We start from the raw sequence: 16,785 nt of genomic DNA on the forward strand, positions 1-16,785 counted from the left end.
CGGCACCGGGCCCGGGAGCCTCCGCAACGGCTCCCGGGCCCGGCGTCTGCGAGCGGATCGGACGGGTCAGGAGCCCGCCGCCACCGCGGCCCGCCGCCGGCGGCCCACCACGGCCGAGGCCGCGAGCACGATCGCCGCGGCGACCAGCGACAGGTACATCTGCTTGCGCCCGTCGGCGTCCGTGAACATGTACGCCATGACGAACCCGATCATGCCCATCGCGGTCCAGGTCAGGTACGGGTACAGCCACATCTTGACGGTGTGCCGCTCGGGCATCTCCCGCTCGATGATCTTGCGCATCCGCAGCTGGGTGGCGCAGATCACCAGCCAGACGAACAGCGCGACCGCGCCGGAGGAGTTGAGCAGGAAGGCGAAGACGGTGTCCGGCGAGGTGTAGTTGAAGAAGACCGCGACGAAGCCGAAGACCACCGAGGAGAGGATGGCCACCCGCGGCACGCCGCGCTCGGTCACCTTGGCGAAGGCCTTCGGGGCGTCGCCGCGCTGGCCGAGCGAGAAGGCCATCCGGGAGGCCGTGTACATCCCGGAGTTGAGGCAGGACAGGACGGCCGTCAGCACGATGACGTCCATCACCTGGCCGGCGCCCGGGATGCCGATGTGGTCCAGCACCGCCACGTACGGGCTGGCCTTGACCTCGGCCGAGTCCCACGGCAGCAGGGTGACCACGAGCAGGATCGAGCCCAGGTAGAAGATTCCGATGCGCCAGATCACGCTGTTGGTCGCCTTGGTGACCGCCTTCTGCGGGTCCTCCGACTCGCCGGCCGCCAGGGTGACGATCTCGCTGCCCATGAAGGCGAAGACCACGGTCAGCATGCCGGTGAACACCGCGCCCACGCCGTGCGGCAGAAAGCCGCCGTGGCCGGTCAGGTTGCTGGCGCCGACCGCGTGGGTGCCGGGCAGCAGGCCGAAGGCGGCCAGCGTGCCGATCACCAGGAACGCGGCGATCGCGACCACCTTGATCCCGGCGAACCAGAACTCGAACTCGCCGTAGGAGGCCACCGAGAACAGGTTGGTGGAGGTCAGCACCGCCATCACGATCAGTGCCCAGCCCCACTGCGGTACGCCGGGCACCCACTGGTTGAGGATCTTCGCGCCGGCCGTCGCCTCGACCGCGAGCACCACGACCCAGAAGAACCAGTACAGCCAGCCGATGGTGAACCCGGCCCAGCGGCCCAGCGCGCGGTCCGCGTACGCCGAGAACGAGCCGCTCTGCGGGTCGGCCGCGGCCATCTCGCCGAGCATCCGCATCACCAGCACGACCAGCGCGCCGGCCAGTGCGTAGGACAGCAGGATGCCGGGGCCGGTGGACGCGATGCCCGCGCCGGAGCCGACGAAGAGGCCGGCGCCGATCACGCCGCCGATGGCGATCATCGACAGGTGGCGGTTCTTGAGCCCGGCCTTCAGGTGGCCGTCGCCACCGTGCCCGTGCGGCCCCGCCTGGTGGGGGACCTGGGCGGTTGCCGTCGGCTTCGTGGTGTTCGCACTCATCTAGGGGTGCCCTGTGCCTTTCCAGCGCGGCGACCCTCGGCTCGTCGCGCCACAGGGTGGGGGGACAGACCCGCGCATTGCGGTGCAACCTAACTTCTACGCCCGAGTATCGGAACAATCCTTTGATAACTGTTCGCTCACCGGACATAAAAGCCCAGGTCAGGGCCGGTGTAATGGGGGTCGGAAAAGCTCAGATCTGACACATAGTCAGGTCACGGGAAGGTGTAGGAGGTCAGATCTCGCTCACATCGAGGACGACGACCTCCGGGCGCCGCGCCGGGCGGAGTCCACTCGGGCGGGCGGCGAGTCGGCCGGCGAGCCGGGCGGCGAGGATCCGCGGGATGTCGTCCTCCCGCGAGTAGCCGGGCACCAGCGTGACCTCGTCCTCGCGCACCCGGCCGTCGCCGAACGCGGTGTAGGTCACCCGGTACGTCGTGCGGTCCGGTGGCGGAGCGTGGCCGGGCCGGGGTGTGGCGGACATCCGCATCGACCTCCTCGGCCCATTGTCGGCGCGGTGTGGCCGATCGGGGCAAACCAGAGCAGAGTGGGACTCTCGGGGCACTCGTCGGAGCACCCCCCGAGGGCATTCCCCGAGCGTTCTCGGCGCGGTCGGTTCCCGGCGCCGGTCAGGAGCGACCCCATGCAGACCACCTGGAAGGGGACGATCAGCTTCGGGCTGGTCAGCATCCCCGTCCACCTCTACTCCGCGACGCAGGAGCACGACGTCCCGCTGCACCAGGTGCACGCCAAGGACGGCGGCCGGGTGCGGATGAAGCGGTACTGCGAGCGGGAGGAGAAGGAGGTCCCGTACGCGGAGATCGCCAAGGGTTACGAGTCCCCCGACGGGCGGACCGTCACGCTCAGCGACGAGGACCTGGCCGACCTGCCGCTGCCGAGCAAGAAGGTCATCGACGTGCTGGCCTTCGTGGACGAGGGCGAGATCGATCCGCTGATGTTCTCCAAGGCCTACTACGTGGGCGTCGCCGACAAGGCCGCCGCCAAGCCGTACGCCCTGCTGCGCGACGCGCTCACCGACTCCGGGCAGATCGCCGTCACCAAGATCGCGCTGCGCACCCGGGAGTCCCCCGCGGTGCTGCGGGTGCACGACAACACGCTGGTGCTGCAGACCTGCATCTGGCCCGACGAGGTCCGCCCGGCGGCCGGGATCGCACCCGAGGAGGGTGTCACCGTCCGGCCGCAGGAGCTCAAGATGGCGCGGTCGCTGATGGACACCCTCTCCGAGGACTTCGACCTGTCCCAGCTGCACGACGACTACCAGCAGGCGCTGCAACAGGTGATCACGGCGCGGCTGGAGGGCGTGGAGATCCCGCACGAGGAGGAGGCGGGCGAGGCCCCGGACAACGTCATCGACCTGATGGAGGCGCTGCGCAGCAGCCTCAAGCAGGCCAAGGGCGGGCCCAAGGGCGGGCGCGGTCCGGCCGGGGCGGCGGAGGCGGAACCCGAGGCGGAACCGGAGGAGGAGCCCGCGCCGCGCAAGCGCGCCCCCGCGAAGAAGACCGCCGCGGCCGCGAAGAAGACCGCCGCGAAGAAGACGTCGGAGGCGAAGACGCCGGCGAAGGGGTCGGCGACCAAGACGGCCTCCGCGGCGAAGAAGACCACGAGCCGGAAGTCCGCGGCTCCCCGCAAGGCCTCCTGACCCGTCCCTGGGCCAGGCCTTCCCTCCCGTCCAGCATTGGAGGCGATCCCGATGGACCTGCTGACCTACAAGGAAGTCGAATCCCGCCCCGAAGCCCAGCGCAACCAGAGCTTCGGGCACCGGGCCTGGGTCTGGCTGCTCACCCTCAGCCCGACCGTGGTGACGATCATGGTCGCGCTCTCGGTCGGCCTGGGCATGGTCGCCGTCCAGGTGAGCCAGCTGTGGGTGCTGGTCGTGCTGGCGATCTTCTGGGGGCTGACGGTCGTCGCCATGGGCGGCGTGCTCGCCCGCTGGATGACGCCCGGCCAGGGCAGGCACCGGATGGCGGCCTGACCCGGCCGGGCGTTCCCGAAGCGGCCGGAGGGCGGGGTCCGGGACGACTCAGCCGATCCACACCGTGGTGACGTTGCAGAACTCCCGGATCCCGTGCCCGGACAGCTCCCGCCCGAAGCCGGAGCGCTTGACGCCGCCGAACGGCAGCGCCGGGTGGGAGGCGGTCATCCCGTTGAAGAACACCCCGCCGGCCTGGATGTCGCGCACGAAGCGCTCCTGTTCGGCCCCGTCGGTCGTCCAGACGTTGGCGCTGAGGCCGAACGGGGTGTCGTTGGCGACCGCGACGGCCTCGTCCAGGTCGGCGACCCGGTAGACGGTGGCGACCGGGCCGAAGGTCTCCTCCTGGTGGATCCGCATCGCCGGGGTGATGCCGGTCAGCACCGTCGGCTCGTAGAACCAGCCGCTGTCCCAGCCCTCCGGGCGCCCGCCGCCGCACTCCACCCGGGCGCCGTGCGTCCGGGCGTCCTCGACCAGCTCCTCCAGGTCGTCCCGGCCCTGGCGGCTGGCCAGCGGGCCCACGTCGGTGGCCTCGTCCATCGGATCGCCGACCCGCAGCGCCTGCATCGCCGCGGTGAAGCCGGCGGTGAAGCGGTCGTAGACGTCGGTGTGCACGATGAAGCGCTTGGCGGCGATGCAGGACTGGCCGTTGTTCTGCACCCGGGCCCGGACGGCCGTGCGCACCGCCGCGTCCAGGTCGGCGCTCGGCAGGACGACGAACGGGTCGCTGCCGCCCAGCTCCAGCACGGCCTTCTTGACCTCGTCCGCCGCGGTGGCCGCGACCGCCCGCCCGGCCGGCTCGCTGCCGGTGAGGGTGACGGCGGCGACCCGGCGGTCCCGGATCACGCCCTCGACCGCGCCCGAGCCGATCAGCAGGGTCTGGAAGCAGCCCTCCGGGAAGCCGGCCCGCCGGAACAGCTCCTCGATCGCCACCGCCGTGCGCGGCACGTTGGACGCGTGCTTGAGCAGGCCGACGTTGCCCGCCATCAGGGCCGGTGCGGCGAACCGGATCACCTGCCAGAACGGGAAGTTCCACGGCATCACGGCCAGCACCGGTCCGATCGGGCGGTAGCGGACGTAAGCCCGGGCGGCCCCGGAGTCGGCGACGTCGGCCGGGGCCGGCTGCTCGTCGGCCAGCAGCGCCTCGGCGTTCTCGGCGTACCAGCGCATCGCCTTCGCGCACTTGGCGGCCTCGGCCCGGGAGGCGGCGAGCGGCTTGCCCATCTCCTCCGTCATGGTGCGGGCGACCGCCTCCAGGTCCTGGTCCAGCAGGTCGGCCGCGGCGAGCATCAGTCCGGCGCGGACCGGGAACGGCGTGCTGCGATAGCTGTGGAAGGCGGCCTCGGCGCGGGCCAACCGCTGTTCGATCCCGGCCGCGTCGAGCGGTTCGAAGGTCTGCAGGGTCTCGCCGGTCGCGGGGTTGACGCTGGCGATGGGCATGCGGGGCTCCCGAGGGGGTCTGGGTCCGGTGCGTCTGCCCTCACACCCTCCCCGACGGCCCGGCTCCGGGCACGCCACGGCGCGCCCGGCGTGTCCCGCCGGGTGCGCGGACGGGGCCGGTCACTCCGGCGGGCGGCGCCGGTCACATCGGCGGACGGGGCCGGTCACTCCGGCAGTGACTCCACCCGGGCCGCCGCCTCCCTGGCCCGGGCACCGGCCCTGGTCCTGGCCGCGGTGACCTGCCGGTTGGGGAAGCGGTGCAGGTACTCGGCCTCCAGCTCCCCGGTGCGCAGCGTGTGCCGTTTCAGCGCGTCCTCCGAGCCGTACAGGAAGGTCTCGTGGCGCGTGCGGTGCAACTGCTCCAGCTCGTGCAGGAGCGTGTCGTTGCCCAGGGCGTGCGGGGAGATGCCCGCGGGCCGGATGTGCGGGTCGTCGGCGTGCCGCATCTCGGTGCCTCCTCGGCGGAAGTCCCCTCCTACAGGGTGCCCGCCGACCGCCGCCGGTGCACCCGTTCGATCCCGGGGCGGGTGGTGCGGATGTATCAACAAGGAGAGTTGTAAAAGGAATATCGTACAAGAGATCTTGTTGGTAGTCTCCGGGCATGACCGACACGACCGATCCGACCGATCCGACGGACGAGCCGCGCGGCGCCCGGGAGATCCAGGACTCCCGGGTGCTCGCCGCCCTCACCCACCCGCTGCGCCGCCGGCTGCTCGACCTCCTCAAGGTGGACGGCCCCGCCACGGTCGGGAAGCTGGCCGAGCGCACCGAGCAGGCGGTGGGCAACGTCAGCCATCACCTGAAGGTGCTGGCCGAGAGCGGACTGATCGAGGAGGCGCCCGAGCTCGCCCGGACCAGGCGCGAGCGGTGGTGGCGCCGCGCGGACCGTGAACTCAGCTGGACCAGGGCCGACTTCGACGGCGACCCGGTCACCGAGGCGGTCGCCGACGCAGCCGGATCGATCCTGCTGGAGCGCCAGGTCGAGCTGGTCCGCGAATGGGCCGTGCGGCGCGCCGGGTACCGGCCCGACTGGCGGGACGGCTGCTCGGTGGCCACCCAGGCCTGGCTGCGGCTCACCCCGGAGGAGGCCCGGAGCCTGGCGGCGGACCTGCACGAGGTGATCCAGAAGTGGGCGAACCGGCCGGTGCCCGAGGACGGGTGCGAGCGCGAGACCGTCCTCGCCTTCGCCCACAGCGTCCCGGCCAAGCCGTGAGCGCGGTCCTGGCCCCGGAGCGGGCGTCCGGGAGGGCCCGCTCGCGCTGGGGTCTGTTCGCCCGGCGCGACTTCCGGCTGCTCTGGGCGGGCGAGACCGTCAGCAAACTGGGCAGCAACATCACCTCCGTGGCCTTGCCGCTGGTCGCAGTGCTGGCACTGGACGCCGGACCGCTCGCGACGGGCGCGCTGACCGCCGCGGTCTGGCTGCCGTGGCTGGTGTTCGGCCTGCCGGCCGGAGTCTGGGTCGGCCGGGTGCCCCGACGGACCGTGATGATCGCCTGCAACCTCGCCTCCGCCGTCCTGTTCGCGAGCGTGCCGGTGGCCGGCTGGTTCGGGGCGCTCACCCTGGCGCAGCTGCTGGTGGTCGCCGTGTCGACCGGGGTCTCCTCGGTGTTCTTCGACGCCGCCTTCGAGGCCTACCTGCCCGAGCTGGTGGCGCCCGAGGACCTGATCGAGGGCAACGCCAAGCTGCAGGGCAGCGCCTCGGCGGCCGCGGTGGCGGGGCGCGGACTGGCGGGCCTGACCGTCCAGCTGCTCGGCGCGACGACCGGGCTGCTCGCCGACGCCGCGAGCTTCCTGGTCGCGACCGTCACCCTGCTGAGGATCAGGGCCAGGCCCCGCCCCGCCCCGGCCGGAACCGCGGCCGAGGGGACGTTGCGCCAGGCCCGCGAGGGTCTCGTCTTCCTGCTGCGCGACCCCTACCTGCGCTCCTTCACGCTCTACGGTGCGGCCGCCAACTTCGCGCTCACCGGCTACCAGTCGATCACCGCGCTGTTCCTGATCCGGGAGGCCGGAGTCGCCCCGGGCTGGGTCGGCGGGCTCGCCTCGGCCGGCGCGGTCGGCGGAGTGCTCGGCGCGCTGGCCGCCCGGCCGCTGTGCCGACGGCTCGGCACGGCCCGCGCGCTCCGGACCGTGCTGGTTGCGCTGTCGCCCTTCGGCATGCTGATGGCCCTGGCCGGACCGGGCCCCGGGATGCTGCTGTACCTGGTGGGGGCGCTGGTCGTGGTCGCGGCGGTGGTGTTCTGCAACGTCGTGCTCGACAGCTTCCGGCAGTCCTACCTCCCGCCGGCGCTGCTCAGCCGGGTCGCCGCCACGTCGATGTGCGCCAACCACGCCACCATCCCGCTCGGCGCCCTGGCCGGCGGCGCGCTGGGCGCGGTGATCGGCCTGCGCGCCACCATGTGGGTGATGACCGGACTGCTGGCGCTGTGCGCGGCGCTGCCGCTGCTGTCTCCGCTGCGCACGGTCCGGGAACTGCCGACCGGAGCCGCGGAGGCGGTGCGATGATCGCCCGGATCGTAGGATGAATTCATCCGTACCTTCGGGTTCCCCCCGCTACCGCTCGGACAGATCGCTGATGCCGCTTCCCAAGGCCGAACTCCACCTGCACATCGAAGGCACCCTGGAGCCCGAGCTCGCCTTCGAGCTCGCCGCCCGCAACGGGGTCCGGCTGCCGTTCGCCGACACCGAGGAGCTGCGCACCGCGTACTCCTTCAGCGACCTGCAGTCCTTCCTGGACCTGTACTACGCGCTGATGGCCGTGCTGCGCACCGAGGAGGACTTCGCCGACCTCGCCGACGCCTACCTGGCGCGGGCCGCCGAGCAGGGCGTGCGGCACGCGGAGATCTTCTTCGACCCGCAGGCGCACACCGCCCGCGGGGTGCCGCTGGGCGTGGTGGTGGACGGCCTGACCCGGGCGCTGGAGCGCAGCGAGGAGCGGTACGGGATCAGCACCCAGCTGATCATGTGCTTCCTGCGGGACGAGTCCGCCGACTCCGCGCTGGAGACCTTCGAGGCCGCCCGGCCGTACTTCGACCGGATCGCGGGCATCGGCCTGGACTCGGCCGAGGTCGGCAACCCGCCGGCGAAGTTCCGCGAGGTGTACCGCCGGGCCGCGGAGGCCGGGCTGCGGCGCGTCGCCCACGCGGGGGAGGAGGGCCCGGCCTCGTACATCACCGAGGCGCTGGACGTCCTCGGCGTGGAGCGCATCGACCACGGGCTGCGCTGCCTGGAAGACGGCGAGCTGGTCGCCCGGCTGGTCCGCGAGCAGATCCCGCTGACCCTCTGCCCGCTCTCCAACGTCCGCCTGCGCTGCATCGACACGCTGGCCGACCACCCGCTGCGGGAGATGCTGGAGGCCGGCCTGCTGGTCACCGTCAACTCCGACGACCCGGCGTACTTCGGCGGCTACGTCGAGGACAACTTCCGCGCCGTCCACGCCGCCCTCGGCCTCGACCAGGACACCCTGCGCCGACTGGCCGCCAACTCCTTCCGCGCCTCGTTCATCAGCGACCGCCGCCGGGCCGAACTCCTCGCCGAGGTCGAGGAGTTCGTCTTCTAGTCGGCCCCGGTCCGGAAGCGCCTGCCGCAGCGGCCCGTCACCCGTCGAGGGGGGACGGGCCGCTGCGCACGTAGTGGTTCAGGGTGACGCCGTTGGTGAAGCGGTGGGTGTCCTGCAGGGTGAGCGGGGTGGGGCGGCCGGTGGGGCGGAAGAACAGGGTGCCGCGGCCGAGGACGACGGGGTGGACGTAGAGGCGGAACTCGTCGACCAGGTCCTGGGCGAGGAAGGACTCGACGAGGTTCGCGCCGCTGAGGGAGAGGTCGCCGCCGGGGCCGGCGGTGAGGGCGGCGATCGACTCGGGGGTGACCTCGCGGACGATCGTGGTGTTCCAGTCGGCGTGGTCGAGGGTGCGGGAGAAGACCGTCTTCGGCATGGCGCGCCAGATGCCGGCGAACTCGCGCATCGGGCCGTCGGCGGCCGGATCCTGGTCGGCGGTGGGCCAGACGGAGGCCATCAGCTCGTGCGTCACCCGGCCGGAGACGAAACCACCCATCCGGGCGAGCTCCCGGTTGAAGTGGGTGTGGACCTCGTCGTCGACCAGGTTCCAGCTGAGGTCGTGGTCCGGGCCCTCGAAGTAGCCGTCGACCGAGAGCGAGACGAAGAGGACGATCCTGCGGCGCATGGCACCCCACCGGGAGGAATGGTCCGCCGCCCTCCCCGCGTGGCGCGGGAGGGCGGCGGACGGGGGATCAGATCAGGGTGCTCCAGTAGTACCAGAACCGGTTGAGGACCAGCAGCGCGACGACCGCGTACCCCAGCGCCGGGACGACCCAGTGGTAGCGGGCCGCCTCCCGGACGACCACCCGCAGGCGCGGGCCCACCGGGATCACGCCCGAGCGCAGGTTGTGCAGCGTGGTGTACCAGAACAGCGGGATCACCGCGGCCCACACCACCATGCAGTACGGGCAGAGCGCGCCGATCCGGTAGAGCGCCTGGTACATCAGCCAGCTCACGAAGCCGATCCCGAAGACCGTCCCGGCCTGCAAGCCGAGCCAGAACCAGCGCCGGTACCTCGCACCCGCGAGCAGCCCGGCGCCGACCGCGACGGCCACCCCGAAGGCGACCAGCCCGATCAGCGAGTTGGGGAAGCCGAAGGCCTCGGCCTGCGCGCTGCGCATGATCGAACCGCAGCTGATGATCGGATTGATGTTGCAGCTGGGGACGTACGACGGGTCCTTCAGCAGCCGGATCTTGTCCAGGGTGAGGACCGCCGAGGCGAACAGGCCGACCGCACCGCCGACCAGCAGCAGCCAGGCGAACGGGCGGCTCGCGCCGTACGTCGTCCGCTCGGCGGGGTCGGTGGCTTCGGGGGTGGCGGCCTCGGGAGCAGCGGGCGTCACCCGGTCACCTGCTTGACCAGCGCGGTGAACTGCTCGGGCGAGACGGCCTTGCCGTTGGTCAGGACGTCCAGCTTCTTGCCGTCCAGCTTGACGGTCGGAGTGCCGGTCACGTCGCTCTTGTCGAACTCCTCGTTGACCTTGGCGGCCCACGGCGCGTAGGTGCCGTCCTGGACGGCCTTGACGAAGGAGTCGGTCTTCAGCCCGGGCACCTGGCCGGCCAGTTCCAGGAGGCGGTTGACGTCGCCGAAGGCGTCGCTGCGCTCGTCGGGCTGGTTGGCGTAGAGCACGTCGTGGAACTGCTTGAACTTGTCCACGCCCTCGTTCAATGCGGCGCCGGCGGCGGCCAGCGCGGTGCGCGAGCCCTTGCCGCCGAGGTTCTTGTCGAGGAACGTCGCCAGGTGGTACTCGATCTTGTACGTGCCGGCGTCCGCGAGCTGCTGGACGGTCGGGCCGGTGGTGGTCTCCAGCTGCTCGCAGAACGGGCAGCGGAAGTCCTCGTAGACCTCCAGGGTGTGCGGCGCGTCCGCCTTGCCGTAGGTGATCACGGTGCCGTTCGAGCCGGTCGCGTTGGCGGGGACGACCAGCGGGCCGTTCGCGGCGGCGTCCGAACCGGAGCCGGAGGAGCCGCCGACGGCGAAGGCCACGCCCGCCGCGAGCGCGAGCACGGCGGCCGAGGCTGCGCCGACCACGACCCGGCGGCGGATCCGGTCGGAACGCTCGGCCCGGACCCGGGCGGAGCGCATGCGCTCGGTGGCGGACGTCTTCTTGTCGGTCTTACGGGTGTTGCTCATGGGGTGTCGTCCTGTGCTCTCTGACGTACGGGGGCGGGCGCGACGGAACGGCGTCTGCGCCGGGGAGAGAGGGCGGCCGAGCGGAGGGACTGCTCAGGCGGCCAGGGCGAACAGCGGCGGACCGCGCCGGACGGCCGGACGGACGAGGACGTCCTCGGCGGGGACCAGCGCGCGGCTGGCCCCGGGGAACGGCACCCGGGCCACCGGACGGGCCGGGACGGGCGCGGCGAGCAGCAGCAGCCAGCGGGCCGCCGCCGGGAGGTGCCGGTGCAGGAACTCGCCCAGCATCCGGACGGTCCGGGCGAGGCCGGCCAGCGCGGCGTCCGCGCGGCGCAGCCAGTACGCCCCGGCCAGGGCGATCACCGAGTGCAGCAGCAGGAGCAGCAGCACGCCGGTCTGCTGGGAGACCCCGTGGCCGAGCAGGAAACCGCCCAGCGAACCGCCGCCGCAGAGCAGCGGCTGGAGGCCGTGCCCGGCACCGGGCGGCAGGGACGGGCAGCTGCGCTGGGCGAGGTCGAAGAGTGCGCTGACCCCCAGCTCCAGCGGCAGGAACACCGCGGCGACCGCCGGGTAGCCGCGCTCACGACCGGCCAGCGCGAAGGCGACGGTGAACACGGCGGTCGAGGCCACCACCATCGGGCCGAGCGGCAGCGCCCGGCCGGTGACCAGTACCTGGCCGAGCCCGGCGAGCAGCACGACCAGCGCGGCGAAGACCGCCGCGCGGAGCGTCCTGGTGACCGGGCCGATGTCCATGGCATTCGAGTCTGCCACAGGTCGACCGTGGAACGGTCGGCTCGGCGGAACGCTGTGAAGCGCCTCACCACCCGCTCTGAACTGGGCTTATGTGGTCCTTACGGCTCCTGGGGAGGGCCGTCGGCGGCGCCCACCCGGGCCTCCACCAGCTCCCGGAAGTGCCGCAGGTCCGCGCGGACCGTCCGCTCGATCGCCCCGGCCTGGGCGAAGCCGCGCGGACCGCCGAACGCCCGGTGCACGGCCTCCGGGTCGTACTCCACCCGGATCTGCAGCCGGGTGTGCCGGGGGTCGAGCGGCAGCAGGGCGAAGGCGCCGCTGAGCCGCAGGGAGTCCAGCGTCCGCCAGGCCATCACCCGGCCCCGGCCGCGGTCGGTGATCTCGGTGTCGACCGAGCGCTCGGCGTCGCCGACCGCCACCCCGAGGTGCGCGAGGTTGCGCCCGTGCGGGTGGGCGCTGCGCACGCCGTCGACGAACCGCGGGTACTCGTGCACCCGGTGCAGCTGCTCCCAGGCGGCCAGGACGGGGGCGGCGATGTCGATCTGTTCCTCAAGGGTGCTCATGGCGGCGGGGCACCTCCCTCCGTTCCAGCCTGCGCTTCCGTGGCAGGCGGGGCCAAAGGGAGCGCCTGAGGCGCACGTGGGGTGCCCGGGACCAATGGGGGGCGGCCCGGGATCAGTGGAGAGCGCGCGGGCGGGCGGCGCGCGGCGGGGTGCGGGAGACTGGGCGCATGCCGGAGCTGCCCGAGGTCGAGGCGTTGAGCGCCTTCCTGTCCGAGCGGCTGACCGGGCGCGTGATCGCCCGGGTGCAGCCGGTGGCGATCAGCGCGCTGAAGACCTACGACCCACCCGTGACGGCCCTGGAGGGGCGCACGGTCGGCCCGGTGACCCGGCGCGGCAAGTTCCTGGACATCGAGGCCGGCGGGCTGCACCTGGTGGTCCACCTGGCCCGGGCCGGCTGGCTGCGCTGGAAGGACACCCTGCCCGCCGAGCCCCCGCACCCCGGCCCGAAGAACCCGCTGGCGCTGCGGCTGCGCCTGGAGGGCGAGGCCGGGGACGGCTTCGACCTCACCGAGGCCGGGACGAAGAAGGGCCTCGCGGTCTACGTGGTGAAGGACCCGGCCGAGGTGCCGGGCGTGGCCAGGCTCGGCCCCGACCCGCTGGACCCGGACTTCACCCAGGAGGCCTTCGCCGCCCTGCTGCACGGCGACCGGCGCCGGATCAAGGGCGTGCTGCGGGACCAGAGCGTGCTGGCGGGGGTGGGCAACGCCTACTCGGACGAGGTGCTGCACGCGGCCCGGATGTCGCCGTACAAGATCGCGGCCAGTCTCACCGAGGAGGAGACGGCGCGGCTGTACGAGGCGCTGGGCAGCACGCTGCGCGACGCGGTGGAGCGATCGCGCGGGCTGGCGGCGGGGGAGCTGAAGGCGGAGAAGAAGCTCGGGCTGCGGGTGCACGGCCGGACCGGGCAGCCCTGCCCGGTGTGCGGGGACACCGTGCGGGAGGTGTCCTTCGCGGACTCCTCGCTGCAGTACTGCCCGACCTGCCAGACCGGGGGCAAGCCGCTGGCGGACCGGCGGCTGTCGCGGCTGCTGAAGTGAGGCGGGGCCCGGACGGCCCCGCCTCGGCCGGTGGTGGTCCGGTCAGCGCTTGATGGCGACGCCGCCCCAGTAGTAGGCGGCCTTCGGGTCCGCCGGGGGCTCGCCGTCCGGGCGCCAGGCCAGGACCGGGGCGACGCCCGGCTCGACCAGCTCCCAGCCGTCGAAGAAGCGGAGCACGTCGTCGTAGCCGCGCGGCACCAGGGTCATCCCGCCGGCCCGGGCGGCCTCGGCGACCTTGCCGACGGCCTCCGGGTCGAAGTCCGGGGTGGGGGTGGTCAGCGCGAGGCAGCTGCCCGCGGGCAGGGCGTCGCGCAGCGCGGCGACCCGGCCCCACGGGTCGTCCTCGTCGGCGATCAGCATCAGCACGGCGATCATCAGCAGGCCGACCGGCTGGGTCAGGTCGAGGGTGGAGGTGAGCGCCGGGTCGGCGAACAGCTCCTCGGGATTGCGCAGGTCGGCGTGGATGTAGGTGGTGCGGCTGGCCGGGCTGGAGACCATCAGTGCCCGTGCGTGGGCCAGCACGATCGGGTCGTTGTCGACGTAGACGACCCGGGTGCCGGGGCTGACGGCCTCGGCGATCTCGTGGGTGTTGGGCGAGGTGGGGATGCCGGTGCCGAGGTCGAGGAACTGGCGGATGCCGTGCTCCCGGGCCAGGTGGCGGACGGCCCGGCCCTGGAAGGCGCGGTTGGCCTTGGCCATCTCCTTGACGCTCGGCACGGCCTGTTCGATGGCCTGCCCCATGGCGCGGTCCGGCGGGAAGTTGGTCTTGCCGCCCAGCCAGTAGTCGTACACGCGCGCGGAGTGCGGGGTGGTGGTGTCGACGCCGAAACGTTCCCACTGGCTCGGCTCGGCGGTGTCGTCCTGCGGGGCCTGCTGGGGGAAGTCCTGACTTGTCGTCATGGCCACGTCCTCTGATGGCAGATCATCACACTGGGAAAGGCACAGCGTAGCGGTCCTGACGGCCCGGGCCCGCTTGGGCCGTCGGAGTGGTGATCGGGGCCGTCGGGAGCACCGGCGGGGAGCGGCGGTGAGTGCCGGGGCAAGCATCAAGAATGCTGTCAGATCGTCAGATTACTTCGCGAAGATTGTTGCTGGTCGCAGCCGGGATGTCCCTGCTGGGGGCGGCCGCCGGTTGCCGGAGCCCCTGGAGCGGCGGGGAGGGCGGGGCCGCGGCGGGAGTTGACGAAACCGTCCTTCCGGCGGTGCCGGCCGGGCCCGAGGGGGCGCCGGGCGCGGTACCGGCCGCGCAGTCGGGGGCGCCCTCGGCGGCCGCTGCGGGGGCGGCGTCCGCGCCTGCCTCCGCCGCTGCCTCGGGAGCCGCTGCCCCGGGTGCCGCTGCCCCGGGTGCCGCCCAGGGCGTGGTGCCCGTCCACAAGGTGCTCACCGAGGCGGAGAGCAAGCCGGTGTACGAACTGGACTCGGCGCGACGGGTGGTGGCGCTCACCATCGACGACGGGCCGGACCCCCGGTACACGCCGACCGTGCTGGCGTTGCTCCAGCAGTACGGGATCCGGGCGACCTTCTTCCTGATCGGCGAGAACGCCGTCGAGCACCCGGCCCTGGTGCGGGAGATCGCGGACCGCGGCCACCACATCGCCAACCACACCTGGACCCACCCCGACCTGCGGAACCTCTCCGAGGCCAAGGCACGGGAGGAACTGGAGCGCACCTCCGACCTGCTGCACCGGACCACCGGCCGGCTGCCCACCTGGTTCCGGGCGCCGGGCGGGGACTGGTCCCCGGTCTCGCTCAAGGTGGCCGCGGACCTCGGGATGCGGAACATGGGCTGGTCGGTGGACCCGAGGGACTGGTCCCGGCCGGGCACCTCGGCGATCATCGACTGCATCCTCAAGGACGTCCGGGCCGGCTCGATCGTGCTCAACCACGACGGCGGCGGGGACCGCTCGCAGACGGTGGCGGCGCTGAAGGCGTACCTGCCGGTGCTCATCGACTCGGGGTACTTCTTCACGGCTCCGCCCAACTGAGGGAACTCCGAACTCCTGCGGGCGGTGAGGTCGCGGCTTTCCCGCTTAAACCACTCGAACGGGTGGATTGGAAGAAGCGTTTCTGCGGATTTTGGGCCCCTAGGGTGGATTCGCACCAATGAACCGGGTACCGATGCGTACCACCTGAAAGGCCCTCATCCATGCGACTCCGCAACGCCGTTCTCGCCGCCGCCAGCGCCGCCGCCCTCGTCCTCACCGTCCCCACCTCGGCCAACGCCGCCATCGGCGACTTCCTCTACAAGGTCGGCCCCGGGGTCCCGGCCGGGATCGCCGACCCCGAGAGCGGCAAGTGCATCAACCTCTTCGGCGCCACCGAGACGGACCCGGCCTTCGCGCCGAAGAACCTCACCGCCTCCACCGCGACGGTCTTCCTCGACTTCGACTGCAGTGGTGACACCTTCTACGTGATGAACCCCGGCAAGATCCTCGGCGACCGCCTGAAGCTGCGTTCCGTCGTCTTCTCCTGAGGGCGAGCACCCCACCGACCCGGGGGCGGCCCGGTGACCGGTTGTGACCGGTCACCGGGCCGCCCGTCCGTTGGGGCGGCTCTCGGCGGCGGCGTAGCGTGAAGGAGGGCGTTTCGGAGCCTTTCGACGGCCCCGCCGACGGAGGAGGAACGATGTCCGTACGGGAACTGGACGCGGTGAAGCAGGAGGAGTTCGCCGGGCGGATGGTGGAAGTCCTGAACGACGCCTGCCTGGGGCTGATGACCAGCCTCGGCCACCAGACCGGGCTGTTCGACCTGATGGCCGGGCTGGCCCCGGCGACCAGCGAAGAGATCGCGCGCGGCGCCGGACTGAACGAGCGCTACGTGCGCGAGTGGCTGGGCGGCATGGTCGTGGCCGGCTTCGTGGAGTACGACCCCGAGCGGCACACCTACGTGCTGCCGCCCGAGCACGCGGCGTCACTGACCCGGGCGGCCGGGCCGGACAACCTGGCGGCCATGATGCCCTTCCTCGCGATGATGGGCGAGGTCGAACAGGAACTGCTCGGCCACTTCCGTACCGGCGGCGGGATGCCGTACTCGGCGTACCCGCGCTTCCAGCAGCTGCAGGCCGAGGAGAGCGCGCGGGTGTACGACCTGGCGCTGGTGGACGCGATCGTGCCGCTGGTGCCCGGGTTGACCGAGCGGCTGCGGGCCGGGATCGACGTCCTGGACGTCGGCACCGGGGAGGGGCACGCCGTCACGGTGCTGGCCAAGGCCTTCCCGGCCAGCCGGGTCACCGGGATCGACATCGCCGAGAACGGGATCGCCGCCGCCCGTGCCTCGGCGGCCGAACTCGGGCTGGACAACGCCCGGTTCGAGGTGGCGGACTCGGCCGCGATCGAGGGGACGTACGACCTGGTAACCGCGTTCGACGTGATCCACGACCTCGCCCGGCCGACCCGCACCCTGGCCGCCATCGCGGGCGCGCTGCGGCCCGACGGGGTCTTCCTGATGGGCGACGTCGCCGCCAGCAGCAAGCTGGAGGAGAACCTCGAACACCCGCTGGCGCCGGCCCTCTACGCCTTCTCGACCTTCTACTGCATGACGGTCTCGCTCGGCGAGGGCGGGGAGGGCCTGGGGACGGTGTGGGGCGAGCAGACCGCGCGGCGGATGCTGGCCGAGGCCGGGTTCGGATCGGTCGGGGTGAAGCGGGTCGAGGGGGACATCCTGAACCTGTACTACGTGGCGCGGCCGGACGGGGCGGCGAAGGGCTGACGGGCTGCGCGGCCCGGCCGGAGCGGTCGGCGTCCGGCCGGGGTGGCCGGGAGGTGCGCTCCGACGTACGTTCGAAGTGTGTCCGGCCCGTTCGCGGTGCGCCGGTG

General features: G+C 72.5%; 19 protein-coding genes. 9 read left to right on the forward strand and 10 right to left on the reverse strand.

Going from position 1 to position 16,785, the window contains the following annotated elements:
* Positions 1–66: 66 nt before the first annotated feature.
* Positions 67–1,506, reverse strand: a complete 1,440-nt coding sequence (locus tag CRP52_RS28380; protein ID WP_097238988.1) for an amino acid permease — start codon at positions 1,504–1,506, stop codon at positions 67–69.
* A 232-nt stretch (positions 1,507–1,738) separates the two neighbouring features.
* On the reverse strand, positions 1,739–1,987 hold the full coding sequence (locus CRP52_RS28385) for a hypothetical protein (RefSeq protein ID WP_143685843.1): 249 nt from the start codon (positions 1,985–1,987) through the stop codon (positions 1,739–1,741).
* Positions 1,988–2,146: 159 nt separating this feature from the next.
* On the opposite strand from CRP52_RS28385, the gene ku reads away from it, so the two are divergent.
* Together ku and CRP52_RS28395 are read left to right on the forward strand one after the other, a co-directional pair.
* Complete coding sequence (gene ku / locus CRP52_RS28390; protein WP_097238990.1) at positions 2,147–3,163, forward strand: non-homologous end joining protein Ku; 1,017 nt, start codon at positions 2,147–2,149, stop codon at positions 3,161–3,163.
* A 51-nt stretch (positions 3,164–3,214) separates the two neighbouring features.
* Positions 3,215–3,496 (forward strand): hypothetical protein, encoded by a 282-nt coding sequence (locus CRP52_RS28395; RefSeq protein WP_097238991.1) that lies wholly within the window; start codon positions 3,215–3,217, stop codon positions 3,494–3,496.
* A 48-nt stretch (positions 3,497–3,544) separates the two neighbouring features.
* Here the strand turns inward: CRP52_RS28395 and CRP52_RS28400 are convergent, their stop codons facing one another.
* Together CRP52_RS28400 and CRP52_RS28405 are read right to left on the reverse strand one after the other, a co-directional pair.
* Positions 3,545–4,933 carry an NADP-dependent succinic semialdehyde dehydrogenase gene (locus CRP52_RS28400; protein WP_097238992.1) on the reverse strand — a complete coding sequence of 463 codons (1,389 nt, stop codon included), beginning with the start codon at positions 4,931–4,933 and terminating at the stop codon, positions 3,545–3,547.
* 164 nt (positions 4,934–5,097) lie between these two features.
* Positions 5,098–5,379 (reverse strand): DUF6158 family protein, encoded by a 282-nt coding sequence (locus tag CRP52_RS28405; protein ID WP_051829638.1) that lies wholly within the window; start codon positions 5,377–5,379, stop codon positions 5,098–5,100.
* Between the two features lie 155 nt (positions 5,380–5,534).
* Here CRP52_RS28405 and CRP52_RS28410 point away from each other — a divergent pair, with 155 nt between their 5' ends.
* The 3 genes from CRP52_RS28410 (at position 5,535) to CRP52_RS28420 (ending at position 8,489) form a co-directional block, all read left to right on the forward strand.
* Complete coding sequence (locus CRP52_RS28410; RefSeq protein ID WP_097238993.1) at positions 5,535–6,146, forward strand: ArsR/SmtB family transcription factor; 612 nt, start codon at positions 5,535–5,537, stop codon at positions 6,144–6,146.
* The gene (locus CRP52_RS28415) at positions 6,143–7,435 is read left to right on the forward strand and encodes an MFS transporter (RefSeq protein WP_218893207.1); all 1,293 of its coding nucleotides are present in this window, start codon (positions 6,143–6,145) and stop codon (positions 7,433–7,435) included. Before CRP52_RS28410 ends, CRP52_RS28415 begins: the two co-directional genes overlap by 4 nt.
* Before the next feature lie 70 nt (positions 7,436–7,505).
* Positions 7,506–8,489, forward strand: a complete 984-nt coding sequence (locus CRP52_RS28420) for an adenosine deaminase (protein WP_097238994.1) — start codon at positions 7,506–7,508, stop codon at positions 8,487–8,489.
* A 37-nt stretch (positions 8,490–8,526) separates the two neighbouring features.
* On the opposite strand, the gene CRP52_RS28425 is transcribed toward CRP52_RS28420, so the two are convergent.
* From CRP52_RS28425 to CRP52_RS28445, 5 genes are all read right to left on the reverse strand, one after another.
* Positions 8,527–9,111, reverse strand: coding sequence for a dihydrofolate reductase family protein (locus CRP52_RS28425; protein ID WP_097238995.1), 585 nt, complete (start codon positions 9,109–9,111; stop codon positions 8,527–8,529).
* 67 nt (positions 9,112–9,178) lie between these two features.
* Positions 9,179–9,829: a vitamin K epoxide reductase family protein gene (locus CRP52_RS28430; protein ID WP_097238996.1), complete on the reverse strand. Its 651-nt coding sequence runs from the start codon at positions 9,827–9,829 to the stop codon at positions 9,179–9,181.
* A complete protein-coding gene (locus CRP52_RS28435) occupies positions 9,826–10,620 on the reverse strand; it encodes a DsbA family protein (protein ID WP_097238997.1) in 795 nt (264 codons plus the stop codon). Before CRP52_RS28435 ends, CRP52_RS28430 begins: the two co-directional genes overlap by 4 nt.
* Before the next feature lie 93 nt (positions 10,621–10,713).
* Positions 10,714–11,391, reverse strand: a complete 678-nt coding sequence (locus CRP52_RS28440; RefSeq protein WP_143685844.1) for a hypothetical protein — start codon at positions 11,389–11,391, stop codon at positions 10,714–10,716.
* An 80-nt stretch (positions 11,392–11,471) separates the two neighbouring features.
* A complete protein-coding gene (locus tag CRP52_RS28445; RefSeq protein ID WP_097238999.1) occupies positions 11,472–11,933 on the reverse strand; it encodes an SRPBCC family protein in 462 nt (153 codons plus the stop codon).
* 167 nt (positions 11,934–12,100) lie between these two features.
* On the opposite strand from CRP52_RS28445, the gene CRP52_RS28450 reads away from it, so the two are divergent.
* Positions 12,101–12,970, forward strand: coding sequence for an Fpg/Nei family DNA glycosylase (locus CRP52_RS28450; protein ID WP_097239000.1), 870 nt, complete (start codon positions 12,101–12,103; stop codon positions 12,968–12,970).
* A 42-nt stretch (positions 12,971–13,012) separates the two neighbouring features.
* Here the strand turns inward: CRP52_RS28450 and CRP52_RS28455 are convergent, their stop codons facing one another.
* Positions 13,013–13,870 (reverse strand): SAM-dependent methyltransferase, encoded by an 858-nt coding sequence (locus tag CRP52_RS28455; RefSeq protein WP_097239001.1) that lies wholly within the window; start codon positions 13,868–13,870, stop codon positions 13,013–13,015.
* 458 nt (positions 13,871–14,328) lie between these two features.
* Between CRP52_RS28455 and CRP52_RS28460 the strand changes: the two genes are divergently transcribed.
* The 3 genes from CRP52_RS28460 to CRP52_RS28470 all read left to right on the forward strand — a co-directional run bounded on the left by CRP52_RS28460 (position 14,329) and on the right by CRP52_RS28470 (position 16,678).
* Positions 14,329–14,955, forward strand: coding sequence for a polysaccharide deacetylase family protein (locus CRP52_RS28460; RefSeq protein ID WP_097239002.1), 627 nt, complete (start codon positions 14,329–14,331; stop codon positions 14,953–14,955).
* A gap of 161 nt (positions 14,956–15,116) precedes the next feature.
* Positions 15,117–15,443: a hypothetical protein gene (locus CRP52_RS28465; protein WP_097239003.1), complete on the forward strand. Its 327-nt coding sequence runs from the start codon at positions 15,117–15,119 to the stop codon at positions 15,441–15,443.
* Between the two features lie 152 nt (positions 15,444–15,595).
* Complete coding sequence (locus tag CRP52_RS28470) at positions 15,596–16,678, forward strand: class I SAM-dependent methyltransferase (RefSeq protein WP_097239004.1); 1,083 nt, start codon at positions 15,596–15,598, stop codon at positions 16,676–16,678.
* Positions 16,679–16,785 lie beyond the last annotated feature (107 nt).

It is taken from the genome of Streptomyces sp. 1331.2 (assembly GCF_900199205.1).
Lineage (GTDB): Bacteria > Actinomycetota > Actinomycetes > Streptomycetales > Streptomycetaceae > Kitasatospora.

Bases quoted from the DNA above. Each gene is read 5' to 3' on its own strand.
- CRP52_RS28380 (WP_097238988.1), bottom strand. From the start codon at position 1,506: ATGAGTGCGAACACCACGAAGCCGACGGCAACCGCCCAGGTCCCCCAC.
- CRP52_RS28385 (WP_143685843.1), bottom strand. From the start codon at position 1,987: ATGTCCGCCACACCCCGGCCCGGCCACGCTCCGCCACCGGACCGCACG.
- ku (WP_097238990.1), top strand. From the start codon at position 2,147: ATGCAGACCACCTGGAAGGGGACGATCAGCTTCGGGCTGGTCAGCATC.
- CRP52_RS28395 (WP_097238991.1), top strand. From the start codon at position 3,215: ATGGACCTGCTGACCTACAAGGAAGTCGAATCCCGCCCCGAAGCCCAG.
- CRP52_RS28400 (WP_097238992.1), bottom strand. From the start codon at position 4,933: ATGCCCATCGCCAGCGTCAACCCCGCGACCGGCGAGACCCTGCAGACC.
- CRP52_RS28405 (WP_051829638.1), bottom strand. From the start codon at position 5,379: ATGCGGCACGCCGACGACCCGCACATCCGGCCCGCGGGCATCTCCCCG.
- CRP52_RS28410 (WP_097238993.1), top strand. From the start codon at position 5,535: ATGACCGACACGACCGATCCGACCGATCCGACGGACGAGCCGCGCGGC.
- CRP52_RS28420 (WP_097238994.1), top strand. From the start codon at position 7,506: ATGCCGCTTCCCAAGGCCGAACTCCACCTGCACATCGAAGGCACCCTG.
- CRP52_RS28425 (WP_097238995.1), bottom strand. From the start codon at position 9,111: ATGCGCCGCAGGATCGTCCTCTTCGTCTCGCTCTCGGTCGACGGCTAC.
- CRP52_RS28435 (WP_097238997.1), bottom strand. From the start codon at position 10,620: ATGAGCAACACCCGTAAGACCGACAAGAAGACGTCCGCCACCGAGCGC.
- CRP52_RS28445 (WP_097238999.1), bottom strand. From the start codon at position 11,933: ATGAGCACCCTTGAGGAACAGATCGACATCGCCGCCCCCGTCCTGGCC.
- CRP52_RS28450 (WP_097239000.1), top strand. From the start codon at position 12,101: ATGCCGGAGCTGCCCGAGGTCGAGGCGTTGAGCGCCTTCCTGTCCGAG.
- CRP52_RS28455 (WP_097239001.1), bottom strand. From the start codon at position 13,870: ATGACGACAAGTCAGGACTTCCCCCAGCAGGCCCCGCAGGACGACACC.
- CRP52_RS28465 (WP_097239003.1), top strand. From the start codon at position 15,117: ATGCGACTCCGCAACGCCGTTCTCGCCGCCGCCAGCGCCGCCGCCCTC.
- CRP52_RS28470 (WP_097239004.1), top strand. From the start codon at position 15,596: ATGTCCGTACGGGAACTGGACGCGGTGAAGCAGGAGGAGTTCGCCGGG.